This is a genomic window from Escherichia sp. R1, from assembly GCF_003000935.1.
Lineage (GTDB): Bacteria > Pseudomonadota > Gammaproteobacteria > Enterobacterales > Enterobacteriaceae > Escherichia > Escherichia coli.
Genome location: NZ_PSRU01000012.1, coordinates 115426 through 130324, shown reverse-complemented (window position 1 = coordinate 130324; position 14899 = coordinate 115426). Strand labels below are relative to the sequence as shown.

General features: G+C 51.3%; 12 protein-coding genes and 1 pseudogene. 5 read left to right on the top strand and 8 right to left on the bottom strand.

What is annotated here, in order from left to right; genetic code table 11:
* Positions 1-297: 297 nt before the first annotated feature.
* On the top strand, positions 298-576 hold the full coding sequence (locus C4F37_RS15815) for a hypothetical protein (RefSeq protein ID WP_001296612.1): 279 nt from the start codon (positions 298-300) through the stop codon (positions 574-576).
* Positions 577-971: 395 nt separating this feature from the next.
* The gene (locus C4F37_RS15805) at positions 972-1190 is read left to right on the top strand and encodes a CopG family transcriptional regulator (protein WP_001314326.1); all 219 of its coding nucleotides are present in this window, start codon (positions 972-974) and stop codon (positions 1188-1190) included.
* A gap of 215 nt (positions 1191-1405) precedes the next feature.
* Here C4F37_RS15805 and fdhE read toward each other — a convergent pair whose 3' ends face one another.
* The 4 genes from fdhE to fdnG are packed head-to-tail and all read right to left on the bottom strand — an operon-like array spanning position 1406 to position 6929.
* Positions 1406-2335 carry a formate dehydrogenase accessory protein FdhE gene (gene fdhE / locus C4F37_RS15800; RefSeq protein WP_000027720.1) on the bottom strand — a complete coding sequence of 310 codons (930 nt, stop codon included), beginning with the start codon at positions 2333-2335 and terminating at the stop codon, positions 1406-1408.
* Positions 2332-2967 carry a formate dehydrogenase cytochrome b556 subunit gene (fdoI, locus tag C4F37_RS15795; protein ID WP_000829013.1) on the bottom strand — a complete coding sequence of 212 codons (636 nt, stop codon included), beginning with the start codon at positions 2965-2967 and terminating at the stop codon, positions 2332-2334. The genes fdhE and fdoI overlap by 4 nt, the downstream gene beginning before the upstream one ends.
* A complete protein-coding gene (gene fdoH / locus C4F37_RS15790; RefSeq protein WP_000331377.1) occupies positions 2964-3866 on the bottom strand; it encodes a formate dehydrogenase O subunit beta in 903 nt (300 codons plus the stop codon). The genes fdoI and fdoH overlap by 4 nt, the downstream gene beginning before the upstream one ends.
* Before the next feature lie 12 nt (positions 3867-3878).
* Positions 3879-6929, bottom strand: a complete 3051-nt coding sequence (fdnG, locus tag C4F37_RS15785) for a formate dehydrogenase-N subunit alpha (protein ID WP_012602895.1) — start codon at positions 6927-6929, stop codon at positions 3879-3881.
* A 193-nt stretch (positions 6930-7122) separates the two neighbouring features.
* On the opposite strand from fdnG, the gene fdhD reads away from it, so the two are divergent.
* The 3 genes and pseudogenes from fdhD (at position 7123) to C4F37_RS15760 (ending at position 10346) form a co-directional block, all read left to right on the top strand.
* Positions 7123-7956 (top strand): formate dehydrogenase accessory sulfurtransferase FdhD, encoded by an 834-nt coding sequence (gene fdhD, locus C4F37_RS15770; RefSeq protein WP_001774093.1) that lies wholly within the window; start codon positions 7123-7125, stop codon positions 7954-7956.
* A gap of 87 nt (positions 7957-8043) precedes the next feature.
* Positions 8044-8598, top strand: a pseudogene (locus C4F37_RS15765) (DUF3829 domain-containing protein); the annotation flags it as partial.
* Positions 8599-8951: 353 nt separating this feature from the next.
* Entirely contained in the window at positions 8952-10346 is a 1395-nt protein-coding gene (locus tag C4F37_RS15760; protein WP_000749934.1) for a carbohydrate porin, read from the top strand.
* A gap of 40 nt (positions 10347-10386) precedes the next feature.
* On the opposite strand, the gene rhaM is transcribed toward C4F37_RS15760, so the two are convergent.
* The 4 genes from rhaM to rhaB all read right to left on the bottom strand — a co-directional run bounded on the left by rhaM (position 10387) and on the right by rhaB (position 14721).
* The gene (gene rhaM, locus C4F37_RS15755) at positions 10387-10701 is read right to left on the bottom strand and encodes an L-rhamnose mutarotase (RefSeq protein ID WP_000619492.1); all 315 of its coding nucleotides are present in this window, start codon (positions 10699-10701) and stop codon (positions 10387-10389) included.
* A gap of 9 nt (positions 10702-10710) precedes the next feature.
* Complete coding sequence (gene rhaD, locus C4F37_RS15750) at positions 10711-11535, bottom strand: rhamnulose-1-phosphate aldolase (protein WP_001540285.1); 825 nt, start codon at positions 11533-11535, stop codon at positions 10711-10713.
* Positions 11536-11995: 460 nt separating this feature from the next.
* On the bottom strand, positions 11996-13255 hold the full coding sequence (gene rhaA / locus C4F37_RS15745; protein ID WP_001540286.1) for an L-rhamnose isomerase: 1260 nt from the start codon (positions 13253-13255) through the stop codon (positions 11996-11998).
* On the bottom strand, positions 13252-14721 hold the full coding sequence (gene rhaB, locus C4F37_RS15740; protein ID WP_000144110.1) for a rhamnulokinase: 1470 nt from the start codon (positions 14719-14721) through the stop codon (positions 13252-13254). Before rhaB ends, rhaA begins: the two co-directional genes overlap by 4 nt.
* Positions 14722-14899: the final 178 nt, after the last annotated feature.

Here is a 14899-nt window from a genome sequence, read left to right as displayed (position 1 = left end):
GCCGCCTGCTCAGGAGTTTTGCTATGACCCGTAATCGTGCTGAACGTCGCCATCATATGGTGCGATTAAAAAAAATCCGCTGTCGTTATCGCACTGCAGGCGATGGAAGCAAAAAAGCATCAGGTATTTGCTTTCGTACTCCCTGTATTTGTTCTTGTTGGATGTGTGGGCATCGACGCTATCATAATGGTCCCCGCGTATCGGAAATTCGTGCAAAAGCACGCTATGCGAATTAAGGGAAAATGATGAACTATTTTAAGGAAGCACATTTTTAGAACTCTTAACAGGAGACTAAAAATGTCCACGTTTAATACGCGTAAAGATAGGGATCGTAATGGTAAAGCGAAGCCGCATAAGCATTCAGGGATCCCAACACTTACAGGTAAATGGCGTCACCCTTCAATGGATTGTTGGGTAAACTACAGTACACCGGGCGATCATGAATGGAAGCGGCTCTATACTACGCTTCGCCGTCGCGCAGATGATCGACGCCAATGTCATCGGGTAATGCAGGGGGATGATCCGGAAGGAATCGTCTGGTTCCCGGACTGTTATCCACAAATTTACTACTACTAACAATTAAAGACCGGTTGGTGCGGCACTGACCGGTCGTTATGAATGGTAGATTTCACCTTAAACCCTGGTGCGGTAAAGCTGCTGACTTTTTCGGGTACACCATCCTGATGAAGCAAATGAAGACCCAATCAAAAAATATTCTTGAATATAAAATATTTATAGCATCCATAATTCATCCTTATTATTTGTTGTTTCTTTTCTGTAGATGTGCCCCCGCTTAATTAAAAGTAATAAACCATTTTTGAGTAACAATTGAAATAACTGAAACTGTTACATTATCTTTGGATGCCGTCTCGCAAAAACAAAACAATATGAAAAAATCCGCTTTCGTTAATTAACTTTCCGGCGTAATTTTCGCACATACATTAATGAGTAATATATGTAAGGTGGTGGTAATGGCGATGAATACGGTTTTTCTTCATTTATCAGAAGAGGCAATTAAACGGCTGAACAAGCTTCGGGGATGGCGTAAGGTTTCGCGCTCTGCAATTTTACGCGAAGCGGTAGAGCAATATCTGGAGCGGCAGCAATTTCCGGTGCGTAAGGCAAAAGGCGGCAGGCAAAGGGACGAGGCAGTTGGTGTTGAAGAACTATGTAAGCAGCATAAGGAATGACAAAAGTTTTTTTATTCATGAATATAAAAAACCAGATGCCCTTATTCTGGTATTAATACAAGGCTGTTTTACTTGAACTTATAATAACTGCAACTGTTACATCATATCTGGAAAACGCCTCGCGAAATACGAGAGATTTTGCGGGAATAGCAGGTGTCGTCACACCCTATGAGCTGTAATCCGGGCGACCAGCGCCACCCGGAAAACGTCAGAGATTACTCCCCTTCACCCGGAAACAGGAACGGGTTAATGGAACTACGGGCATAGCCTTCTTGCTCCATTCGCGCGTCCAGTACCAGAGAGGCGAGGTCATCTGCCACGGCTTCAACTTTCGGTTCTTTTTCCTGATAAAGAATCTTCAGGTAAGTGCCGCAGTCATCGCAGCTTTCGGCTTTAATCGCGGCCTGTTCGTCATCCAGCGACCAGTAATGCAGTTTGCCGCTTTGTTCACAGTTGCTGCATTTTACGCGCACTACGTGCCATTCAGTTTCACACAGGTTGCAGTGCAGGTAACGCAGACCCTGAGTGGTGCCAATTTGCACCATGCTGGACACCGGCATAGAGCCACATACCGGGCAATATTGACGTTGTTCGCCGTATTCAGCGCGGGCTTTGCCGGGGATCAGATTAGCCATCTGCGCCCAGTAGAGCGACAGCGCAGCCCAGATAAACGGCGCTTTATCGCTGCTGACGGACGAGAAATCAGAGGCAAACAGTGCGCTGGCCATATCTTCCAGCTCCTGAGTCGATGCCTTCTCCAGATTCTCAATCACTGCCAGCGCCGGGCCGCTCATTTCAGGTTTCAGCTCAGCAATCAGCGCCATCAGCAGCTTTTGCCAGTGCTTATCACGCGGCAGAACGTGAATATCCAGCGGGGGCTTGCCTTGTGCGCTGGCTTCTTTAATGCGCGTGGTCAGATCCATCTCCAGCGGATGGTCGTACAGCACCACTTCCTGGGCGTGGGCGATAAGCGCAGCAAAGCGCAGGTAATCACCCAGCGGATTATTTTCTGCCAGCTCGCGCAGACGCTCGGCGCGGCGGTTGTATAAATTCTTGAGCCGAGGGAACAATAACGGCGGAATCATATCCGCCGTACGTTTCTCGCTCGAACCCAGCTCATCTTGCGGGATTATGCGAATACTCATTCAGCTTTCTTTTCCGTTGTCTTGCGGACCTCACGGTACCAGCGCGGGTGATGTTTCTTTGCCCATGCGCTGGTCACCCATCCTTCCACCATGGCGGTAATCGTGCCTTTCACCCAAAGGGCGGCGTAGATATGCACCATGATAACCACAATTAACGCCACTGCGGCAAATGAATGCAGCATTAACGCGAATCGGATCACCGGGATTGAGAAAGCAGGCGCAAAATAAGGACGCCAGATAATCACGCCGCTCACCAGCAACAGGACCAGGAAAATAATCGCCGCCCAGAAAACGCATTTCTGACCGAAGTTATAACGCCCGGTGTCACCTACTTCCTCGTTGACGACGATCTTACGAATATTCTTCGCCCAAAAGATATCATCCCGATTGATTAGGTTGTGATGCCAGTAACGGAAAAACATGATGATGAACGAGGCAAACATAACCACGCCGACAAACGGGTGCAGAATTCGCGCCAGCTGCGGTGTGCCCATGATTTGCATCAACCAGTTGAAGGACGGGAACAAAAAGCCCAGCCCGCTCACCGCCGCCAGGATGAAGCAGAAGGCGGTGATCCAGTGGTTGATACGTTCCGGCGCGGTGTAGCGCACGATGGTGTCACGTCGTTTCATTTGCGCTCCTCGTCTTTCTCTTCGTGCAGATTATTCTCTTCCTCATCCGCACGGTTCGGACCGACACCCACGTAGTGGAAGATACTGGCTGCGAAGGTAGCCGCAAAGCCAACAGCTGCGAGCGGTTTCCAGATGCCTTTCCAGAATTTCACGGTTTCGCTGATTTCCGGGTTCTCCGGCAAGCCATGATACAGATTTGGCTTGTCAGCATGGTGCAGCACGTACATAACATGTGTACCACCGACGCCTGCCGGGTCGTACAAACCCGCATTGTCGTAACCACGGGTTTTCAGCTCCGCCACGCGCTCGCTCGCCAGCGTTTTCATCGACTCTTTCGTACCGAAGTGAATCGCGCCCGTTGGGCAGGTCTTCACGCAGGCCGGTTCTTGCCCAACCACCACGCGGTCAACGCACAGCGTACATTTGTAGACGCGGTTGTCTTCCGGGTTGAGGCGCGGAATGTCGAACGGACAGCCCGCAATGCAATAACCGCAGCCGATGCACTGCTCGGACTGGAAGTCGACGATACCGTTGGCATACTGAATAATTGCCCCTTCCGCCGGGCACGCTTTCAGGCAGCCTGGATCGGAACAGTGCATACAGCCGTCTTTGCGGATCAGCCATTCCAGTTTGTCGTTCTGCTCCACTTCCGAGAATCGCATCACCGTCCACGATTTGGCACTTAAATCATTGGGGTTGTCGTACACCCCAATGTTATTGCCGACGGTATCGCGAATGTCGTTCCACTCTGAACACGCCACCTGACAGGCTTTACAGCCGATACAGGTGGTGACGTCGATGAGTTTCGCCACTTCTTCCTGGAAGTCCCGCGCCTGAGGCGCGGGGGTCAGACCGTTAGTCGCGGAACGACGAATGATATCTTGCGATTGATAAGCCATATGTCGTCTCCGTTACACCTTTTCCACATTCACAAGGAAGGACTTAAACTCCGGCGTCTGCGTGTTCGCATCACCGACGAATGGCGTCAACGTATTGGCAATAAAGCCTTTTTTCGCAACACCTTCATAGCCCCAGTGAATCGGAATACCGATGGTATCGATATCTTTGCCGTTTGCTTTCAGCGTGCGAATACGTTTGGTCACTACCGCTTTGGCTTTGATATAGCCACGGTTGGAGGAGACTTTCACAGTATCGCCTTGGGCAATGCCAAGTTTATTCGCCAGCGACTCCCCGATTTCCACAAACTGCTCTGGTTGCAAAATCGCGTTCAACAGCGCGTGTTTGGTCCAGTAGTGGAAGTGCTCGGTCAGACGATAGGTGGTTCCGACATACGGGAACTTATCGGCTTTACCTAATGCTTCGGCATCGTCTTTAAAGATACGCGCCGCCGGATTCGAGATAACGTTTGGATGCAGCGGGTTAGTTCCCAGCGGCGTTTCAAACGGCTCGTAGTGTTCCGGGAACGGACCTTCCGCCATCTTATCGAGGGCAAACAGACGTCCCATGCCTTCCTGCTGCATGATAAACGGCCCTACGCCGCTGCCCGGAGGCGCTGCGCTGTAATCCGGAATATCCCAGCCGGTCCACTTAGTGCCGTCCCATTTCAGCAACTGACGCTTCGGATCCCACGGGTTACCCTGCGGATCTGCGGAGGCGCGGTTATACAGAATGCGGCGGTTAAGCGGCCATGCCCATGCCCAGCCCAGCGTGTTACCGAGGCCAGACGGATCGGCGTTATCACGACGCGCCATCTGGTTGCCTTCCGGCGTCCAGCTACCGGCGAAAATCCAGCAGCCACAGGAGGTTGTGCCGTCATCGCGCAGTTGGGCGAACGAGCTAAGTTGTTGGCCTTTCTTGACGATAACCGCACCGGTTGCCGGGTCGGTAATATCGGCCAGCGCTTTGCCGTTGCTCTCCATTGCCACTTCTTCTGAAGATGGCTCATGCGGAATGGCGTAGTTCCAGGTCATGTTCAGCACCTGGTCCGGGTTCGCGCCACCCTGTTCGGCATACATCTTGCGCAAGCGCAGGAAGATACCGGAGAGGATCTCGCCATCAGTCAGCGCAATCCCCGGGGCGTCCGCACCTTTCCAGTGCCACTGTAACCAGCGACCTGAGTTAACGATAGAACCGTTCTCTTCCGCGAAGCAGGTCGATGGTAGACGGAACACTTCGGTCTGGATCTTCGACGAGTCAACTTCGTTCAGCTCACCGTGGTTCTGCCAGAAGTTAGAGGTTTCAGTGTTCAGCGGGTCGATAGTCACGAGGAATTTCAGCTTCGACAGACAGCCGATCACTTTGTTTTTGTTCGGGAATGAGGCAACAGGGTTAAAGCCCTGGCAGATATAGCCATTGACCTTGCCCTCTTTCATCATCTCGAAGTATTGCAGGACGTCGTAGCCTTTATCCCACTTCGGCAACCAGTCAAAGCCCCAGCTATTTTCCGCCGTCGCTTTATCACCAAAGAAGGCCTTCATCATAGAGACGAAGAATTTCGGGTAGTTGCCCCAGTAGTTGACCTGGCCTTCCAGCAGTGGTTTTGGCGTGTTGGCAGCGAGGTAAGTTTGCAGATCGGTCTGCTTCTCGCTTGGCAACGTCATGTAACCTGGCAGACTCTGCGACAGCAGCCCCAGGTCGGTCAGCCCCTGAATATTGGAGTGACCGCGCAGGGCGTTAACGCCGCCGCCTGCCATCCCCATGTTGCCGAGCAGCAGCTGGATCATCGCCATCGTACGAATGTTTTGCGCACCAATGGAGTGTTGCGTCCAGCCGAGCGCGTAAAGGAACGAGGCAGTTTTATCGTGAGCACTGGTCTCTGCGATGTATTCGCAGACTTTCAGGAACGCGTCTTTCGGCGTACCACAGATGTTTTCAACCACATCTGGCGTATAACGGGAAACGTGCTGTTTCAGCAAGTTCCACACGCAGCGCGGATGTTGCAGCGTGGTATCGCGTTTGGCGAAGCCGTTTTCGTCCAGCTCGTAGGTCCAGCTGGATTTATCGTACTTGCGTTTTTCCGCGTCGTAGCCGGTGAACAGGCCATCTTCAAAGCCGTAATCCTCACGCACGATCAGGCTAGCGTTGGTATAGGCTTCGGTGTATTCGCGGTTGAATTTTTCATTGTTCAGCAGGTACAGCAATACGCCTGACAGGAAAGCAATGTCAGTCCCGGAACGAATAGGGGCATAGTAGTCAGCCACCGCCGCCGTACGCGTAAAGCGAGGATCGATCACAATCAGCTTCGCGCCGTTGTGAATTTTGGCTTCCATCGCCCAGCGGAACCCGACCGGGTGAGCTTCAGCGGCATTACCGCCCATCACCACGACGAGGTTGGCATTCTTGATGTCGACCCAGTGGTTGGTCATCGCACCGCGACCAAATGTTGGAGCAAGACTTGCTACCGTTGGTCCGTGTCAGACACGCGCCTGGTTGTCGACCGCGAGCATACCCAGCGCGCGGGAGAATTTTTGCGTTAAATAGCCGGTTTCGTTACTCGACGCGGAAGCACACAGCATCCCGGTGGAGAGCCAGCGGTTAACAGTCACGCCTTCGGCGTTTTGCGCAATGTAGTTCGCATCGCGGTCTTCTTTCATCAGTTTGGCGATGCGATCAAACGCCTCTTCCCAACTGATTTGTTGCCATTTATCAGAACCTGGCGCACGGTATTCCGGAAACTTCAGGCGGCTTTCGGAGTGGATGAAATCCACCAGGCCAGCGCCTTTCGGACAAAGTGCTCCGCGGTTGACCGGGTGATCCGGGTCACCTTCGATATGGAAGATAGATGCTTTGGCGTTTTTTGCTCCGTCACCGAGGCTGTACATCAACAGCCCACAGCCTACGGAACAATAGGTGCAGGTATTACGGGTTTCGCGGGTGCGCAGCAGTTTATACTGCCGGGTTTCCGCGAGTGCTACGCTGGGTGCAAAACCCAGTGCCGCTGCCGTGGTGCCTGCCATACCGCCAGCGCAGATCTTAAAGAACTGCCTTCTGCTGACCTGCATGGATTGCTCCTTGTTTCGACATTGTCACGTCCCATTTACATTCGCTTGCTGCGTGTGCAGGGAGTGGGAGTTATTTTTCTTTGCGGAAGGGGCCGCAAAGGTCCAGAATTGGCTCAATTTCCCTCCATCCAGGAAGGGTTTGTAACAGAATACCATAATGTTGGTGTGTGTGTTCTTATCTGGTTAAGAGAAAGTGAAAAAAACACAGCAAAAAGAAATCGAAAATGTGACAAGTGTCACAGGTGTTCGTCAAATTGAGTTATGGCGGCGTGATGATTTACAACACCCACGGTTAGATGAGGTGGCGGAAGAGGTTCCCGTTGCGCTGGTCTACAACGGCATTTCGCATGTAGTGATGATGGCGTCACCCAAAGACCTTGAGTACTTTGCGCTCGGTTTTTCGCTTTCCGAGGGGATTATCGAAAGTCCGCGCGATATCTTCGGTATGGATGTCGTTCCTTCCTGTAATGGTCTGGAAGTGCAAATTGAGCTTTCCAGCCGCCGCTTTATGGGGTTGAAGGAGCGTCGCCGGGCACTGGCGGGACGTACGGGATGTGGCGTGTGCGGCGTGGAGCAACTTAATGACATCGGAAAACCGGTGCAGCCGCTACCGTTCACCCAGACGTTTGATCTCAACAAACTGGATGATGCATTACGTCATCTCAATGATTTTCAGCCAGTGGGGCAACTGACCGGTTGTACTCACGCCGCCGCCTGGATGTTGCCATCTGGCGAACTGGTCGGCGGGCATGAAGACGTGGGTCGCCATGTGGCGCTGGATAAACTGTTAGGCCGCCGGTCACAAGAAGGGGAAAGCTGGCAGCAAGGTGCGGTGCTGGTTTCCAGCCGTGCCAGTTATGAAATGGTGCAAAAGTCGGCGATGTGCGGCGTAGAGATTTTGTTTGCGGTGTCTGCCGCGACCACGCTTGCTGTAGAAGTGGCTGAGTGCTGTAATCTGACACTGGTAGGTTTTTGTAAACCGGGTCGGGCAACGGTTTATACCCATCCGCAGCGTTTGAGCAATTAATTAAAATAAGTCCTGCGATATATATTAAATTACAGGACTTATTCATTTCGTGAATTTTGTTATTTTTTTATAAACAAAACGCGTGTAGTGGCGTTAACGCCTGCGCTGCAACCTATTGATGGCGTGGCGGTGAGTTATATTGATGCTGCCGTAGCGTTGGGTAATACCATTAACGAAATGGATAAATATTACACCCAGGAAAATTATAAAGACGATGCGTTTGAGAAAGGGAAAACATTCCACTACTACTCTCTGGCAGTCATGATTTCAGCGAAACAAATTAATAACCTGATATCGCAAGATAAGTTTGATGCAGAAGCGGCAATGAAGAAAGTGTCTGAACTGGAAACGCTGGTGGCGCAGGCCAAAGAAGCGGATAAAAGCGGCATGAATTTCTCGTTTATTAATTCGGCAGGCCAGTATCAACTCGAGGCTAAAAAATACGTTCGCCGCATCAGAGATAAAGTCCCGTACTCTGACTGGGATAAAGAGCAACTTCAGGACGCAAACTCAAGCTGGATGGCCGAAGACTCATTTCCACGAGCGTTATGCGATTACAACGAAATGGTCGATGAAATATTTCAGTTAATTGTAATCGCGGGGCGGGTTTGTGATGAGCACGGATATGTCACGAAGTCGTAACAATATAAAGCAGAGTGAAGGATAAATTTTGTGAATAAAGTATCATTATTTAATGATTTTGTGAATGTTAAAATGTCTCAGATAATTTGTTTAAGCGTTATTTATATTTGTGGCTTATGAGTCAGCGTGAATCATATCTAATATTTTTTACGATATTTAGTTAAAAACGGCACTATTGTTATATTCCTCACGTTCCAGGAAATCAGCGGATTTACTCATATTATGCGGCGGGATACTATCCATCGGCCTGCTGAAGTTGGATTAAAAATTCGAAAGTGCACACCTTATATTTCTCTATATACGTATTCCTTTTGGAAAGCGTAGGGTCTCCTTTATTTCAGGGAACGTAAATAATGAAAAAATCGACATTATCTTTAGCCATCGGTTTATTATTGGCATGTAGTACCGGTATGGCAAAAACACAGCATTTAACGCTGGAACAACGCATGGCATTGCTGGAAGAACGCCTGGAAGCGGCAGAAATGCGGGCAGCAAAAGCAGAGGGGCAGGTTAAACAGCTTCAGACACAACAAGCCGCCGAGATCCGCGAAATTAAAACCGCACAGGGCAACACGCCGGTAAACGGTCAATCAACGACGGAGTCAGAGAAGAAAAACGCCACCCCGCCTAATCTCCTGCTTTCAGGGTATGGCGATTTAAAAATCTACGGTGACGTAGAATTTAATATGGATGCGGAAAGTAATCATGGCCTGCTGGCAATGACCAACGCTGATGTGAATAGCGATCCCACTAATGAACAGTGGAATCTCAATGGTCGTATTCTGTTAGGTTTTGATGGTATGCGAAAACTGGATAATGGCTATTTCGCTGGGTTCTCCGCACAACCGCTGGGGGATATGCACGGTTCAGTAAATATCGATGATGCGGTTTTCTTCTTTGGCAAAGAAAACGACTGGAAGGTCAAAGTAGGCCGTTTTGAAGCCTACGATATGTTCCCGCTGAATCAGGATACCTTTGTTGAACATTCCGGTAATACTGCGAACGATCTTTATGACGATGGCAGCGGTTATATCTATATGATGAAAGAGGGCCGCGGACGTTCTAACGCTGGCGGTAATTTCCTCGTCAGCAAACAACTCGATAACTGGTATTTTGAATTAAACACGTTACTGGAAGACGGAACATCTTTATATAACGACGGTAATTATCATGGACGCGATATGGAACAGCAGAAAAATGTTGCTTATCTGCGTCCGGTAATTGCCTGGTCGCCGACGGAAGAATTCACCGTTTCCGCAGCGATGGAAGCGAATGTGGTAAATAATGCTTATGGTTATACCGATAGCAAGGGTAATTTTGTCGATCAGTCCGATCGTACCGGTTATGGCATGAGTATGACCTGGAATGGCCTGAAAACCGATCCGGAAAATGGCATCGTGGTTAATCTTAATACCGCCTATTTAGATGCTAATAATGAAAAAGATTTCACGGCAGGGATTAACGCGCTGTGGAAACGTTTCGAGCTGGGTTATATCTATGCACATAATAAGATTGATGAATTTAGTGGCGTGGTTTGTGATAACGATTGCTGGATTGATGATGAAGGAACATACAACATTCACACCATTCATGCGTCTTATCAGTTCGCTAATGTGATGGATATGGAGAACTTTAATATTTACCTCGGCACGTATTACTCCATTCTGGATAGCGACGGCGATAAGATACACGGCGACGATAGTGATGACCGTTACGGCGCACGCGTTCGCTTTAAATACTTCTTCTGATGAAAGGGCGGTGCTGGATATTTTCCGGCACCGCAACTCATTAAGGCAGGTAAAACACTTCTTGCAGTTCGCTACTGACTGGGCTGTTATCCGCATTAGCGGGCATAACGTCGGTCATATATTTCCACCAACGTTGGCAAACATCTGTACTGGCAACCGCATTCCACCGTTCTTCAGATTCAATCTCTACCGTGGCAAATAGCAGATTATGCGCTTTGTCGAGATAGATGGCGTAGTTATGCGCACCGTGAGATTTCAGCACTGCTTCCAGTTCCGGCCAGATTGGATTATGCCGACGCTGATACTCTTCGTGGGCGTCGGGGTTAACCTGCATGACAAAGGCTTTGCGGATCATGTTTGCTCCTTACAGCGCCAGCGCACTGGCGAGTGGTGTAACGCCGAAACGCTGGCCGAGCGCTATCAACTCTTCACGGCTGATGGTCTGTTTCATGCCGCCCATCGAATAAACCTTCACTAATATTTGTGCTGATTTTTCTGCGGTGTCGATTAAACCGAAGGTTTCATCCAGTGTCGGTCCGGAACCGAACACACCGTGGAAGGGCCACAACACCAGCGAATGTTTTTGCATCTCTTGTGCAGTTGCCTGGCCGATTTCGTCCGTGCCGGGTACCATCCACGGCAGAATGCCAACGCCATCCGGGAATACCACCAGACACTCGGTGCTGCCTTCCCACAGTTGGCGAGTGAAGACCGCGGTGTCGTTTTCCAGCACGTAGGTGAGAGCGATCAGGTTGGTGGCGTGGCAGTGTATGATCACCCGATCTTTGCCGTTGGTGGCTTTAATGCGCTCGCAGTGGGAGAGAAAGTGAGCCGGAAGTTCGGAAGTGGGGACGGCTTCGTTGGTTAACCCCCAAAGAATGTGGTAGCCCGCGCCGTCGCTGTCGACTTTTACGATGCCTAAGTTAGCCGCAGGATCAAGCTGGACGTTACGGAAGAATTTGCCGGAGCCGGTGACAATAAACGGTGTATTTGCCAGTAAAGGCATGGGCTGGCTGAGCGGGATATAGCGCGGTTGTTGGTGAAAATTGTCGTGATATGGTGCGATATCGGCGTCATCCAGGCGCAGCGTCAGGTTGCCGCCGTTGCGCTCGTCCCAGCCTTTCAGCCAGGCATCGGTGGTGGCTTTGATCATTCCCTGGACAAACCAGGACTGGGTTATGTTTTGCATGTTCTGTGTTCCTGTTAATTGGACGTCCGTGCCTGTTGCCGGATGTACGATCTGTAGGCCGGATAAGGCACTTGTGCCGCATCCGGCAATCAATGCCTGATGCGACGCTGTCGCGTCTTATCAGGCCTACAACTGTTGCTGACCCGTAGGCCGGATAAGGCACTCGTGCCGCATCCGGCAATCAATGCCTGATGCGACGCTGTCGCGTCTTATCAGGCCTACAACTATTGCCGACCCGTAGGCCGGATAAGGCACTTGTGCCGCATCCGGCAATCAATGCCTGATGCGACGCTGTCGCGTCTTATCAGGCCTACAACTATTGCCGACCCGTAGGCCGGATAAGGCACTTGTGCCGCATCCGGCAATCAATGCCTGATGCGACGCTGTCGCGTCTTATCAGGCCTACAACTATTGCCGACCTGTAGGCCGGATAAGGCACTTGTGCCGCATCCGGCAGTGTTTACCCGCGGCGACTCAAAATTTCTTTCTCATAAGTCCGCACGTTCTCCAGCCATTCGCTACCCGCTGGCGTATCGTGACGCTGACAATACATTTCCCATACCGCCTGCCACGGCAACGATTTCTGCTCTTCCAGTAGCGCCAGACGCGCAGTGTAATCGCCCGCCGCTTCCAGCTTGCGTAGTTCAGCGGTAGGTTCCAGCAACGCACGCAGCAGGGCTTTTTTCATATTGCGTGTACCAATGACCCACGCGGCAATGCGGTTGATAGAGGCATCGAAGAAGTCGAGGCCGATATGCACCCGGTCGAACAGATCGTGACGAACAATCTCACTGGCAATCGCCTGGGTTTCATCATCCAGCAGCACTACGTGATCGCTGTCCCAGCGAACCGGACGGCTGACGTGCAGCAGCAACTGCGGCACATACAGCATGGCGGCGGAAATCTTGTCGGAAATCACTTCAGTCGGGTGGAAATGCCCGGCGTCCAGGCACAGCGCCGTCTGGCGGCTGGTGGCATACCCCAGGTAAAACTCATTGGAGCCAACCGTGTAGCTCTCCGCGCCAATGCCAAACAATTTGCTCTCAACGGCGTCGATATGGTGCGCAGGGTTTAGCTTCTCGCTGATCACTTCATCCAGTGCTGCCAGCAAACGCTGACGCGGGGCGAGGCGGTCAACGGTGATATCTTTCATGCCATCCGGGATCCAGATGTTCATCACCGACGGTGTGCCGAGTTGCTCACCAAAATAGGCTGAAACACGGCGGCTGGCTTTACAGTGGTCAATCCAGAACTGGCGAATGCGGTCGTCGGCATGGGAAAGCGTAAAGCCATCGGCGCTTAGCGGATGTGAAAAACAGGAGGGGTTAAAATCCAGACCGAGCTGATTGGCTTTCGCCCATTCAACCCAGTTTTTGAAGTGCTCTGGTTTGATCTGGTCGCGCGAGACTGGCGTGTCTGATTCCAGATAGATGGCATGTAAATTAAGCCGTTTCGGCCCTGGAATCAGCCGCATAGCCTGTTCCAGATCGGCACGTAGCTCACTGGCATTACGCGCTTTGCCCGGATAATTACCAGTAGCCTGAATACCACCGGTCAGCAAACCTTCCGGGTTTTCAAAACCGGAAACATCATCGCCCTGCCAGCAGTGCATTGAAACGGGTAAACGATCAAGTTGGCGCAGTGCCTCCTCGACATCAATCCCTACTGCCGCGAAACGCTGTTTCGCAAGCTCCCAGGCCTGTTCCAGTTGAGTGGTCATGCGCAAAGCTCCTTTGTCTGTCGTGTAGAGTGAATCTGCGCCACATAGTGGGCAATTTCACTGTCAGGATTAGGGGTAAAGGTGGTCAGATTCGCGGTAGTGCTGACGACCTGACGGAAATCATCCACATTGTTGAGTTCATCCAGCGTCATTAACTGGATGCCGATATTGCCGAGCGTCGAGGCTTCAACAGGCCCTGCGATCACCCGAATACCGCAGGCATCGGCACACAGCTGGTTGAGCAGCGTGTTCTGGCAGCCGCCGCCGACAATATGCAGTTGCGAGAAATCTTCACCACGCAGCTGCGCCAGCTCATGCAACACATCGGCATACAGCAGCGCCAGACTGTCGAAAATACAGCGCGCCAGTTCAGCATCACTTTCCGGGATCGGTTGCGCCGTTTCCCGACACGCAGCCTGAATTTCGCTGCACATCTCGTCAGGATTAATAAAGCGATCGTCATTGGGATTGATGATGAAGCGGCAGGCCGGAAGTGCCTGTGTTGCGGCGATAAGCGCCGGAAGATCGTTGATTTGCCGCTCCTGAAGCACTCGCTGAAGCAGCCATAAGCCCATAATATTTTTCAGCACCCGATAGCGACCTTCCGCCCCGCCTTCATTGGTGATATTGGCTGCCAGCGCCGTGTCATTGGTAAATGGCGTCTGGCTTTCGAAGCCCATCAATGACCAGGTGCCAGAAGAGAGATAAGCGGCGCGTGAACCGTTTAACGGCGAGGCGATAACCGCGCTGGCGGTATCATGGCTGGCAACGGCGACCACCGGAATCTCATTACCCTGCGGGCAAATCCAGTGACCTATGACATTACCCGGATGCGTCGGGCGACCAAACCAGGCTTTGTTGGCACCGCTCCACGCCAGTAGCGACTCGTCCCAGTCGTCGCTATTGATATTGACCAGTTGCGTGGTCGTGGCGTTGGTATATTCCCAGTTCATCTTGCCGGTCAGGCGATAACTAAAGTAATCCGGTATCAGCAAAGCGTGAGCAATGTGTGGAATAAGTTCTGGTTGCTGCTCTGTCAGTGCACGTAGCTGATAGATCGTATTGAAGGGCAGAAACTGGATGCCGCTACGTTGATAAATATCGCGTTTGCCGAGTTGTTGTTGTGCCTGCGCCATTAGGCCATTGGTGCGGCTATCGCGATAAGCAACGGGCAGGCCCACACGCTGACCCTGTTGGTCGAGCAGCACAAAGTCCACGCCCCAGGTATCAATCCCAATGCTATCGATACGAATCCCTTCCTCGCACACCTTGTTTAATCCAAGGCGAATGGCACTTTCCAGGCTATCCACATTCCAGGTGACATAACCGTTCTGGCTATGCAGGCCATTGTTAAAACGATGGATTTCGCGCAGCGTCAGGCTGCGGCATTCACGCTCGTAACGCGCCAGCATCACGCGCCCACTGGATGCGCCGAGATCGACGGCGACACAATTGCGAAAGGTCATAATGTGATCCTGCTGAATTTCATTACGACCAGTCTAAAAAGCGCCTGAATTCGTGACCTTCTCGTTACTGACAGGAAAATGGGCCATTGGCAACCAGGGAAAGATGAACGTGATGATGTTCACAATTTGCTTCATTGTGGTGATGTGATGCTCACCGCATTTCCTGAAAATTCACGCT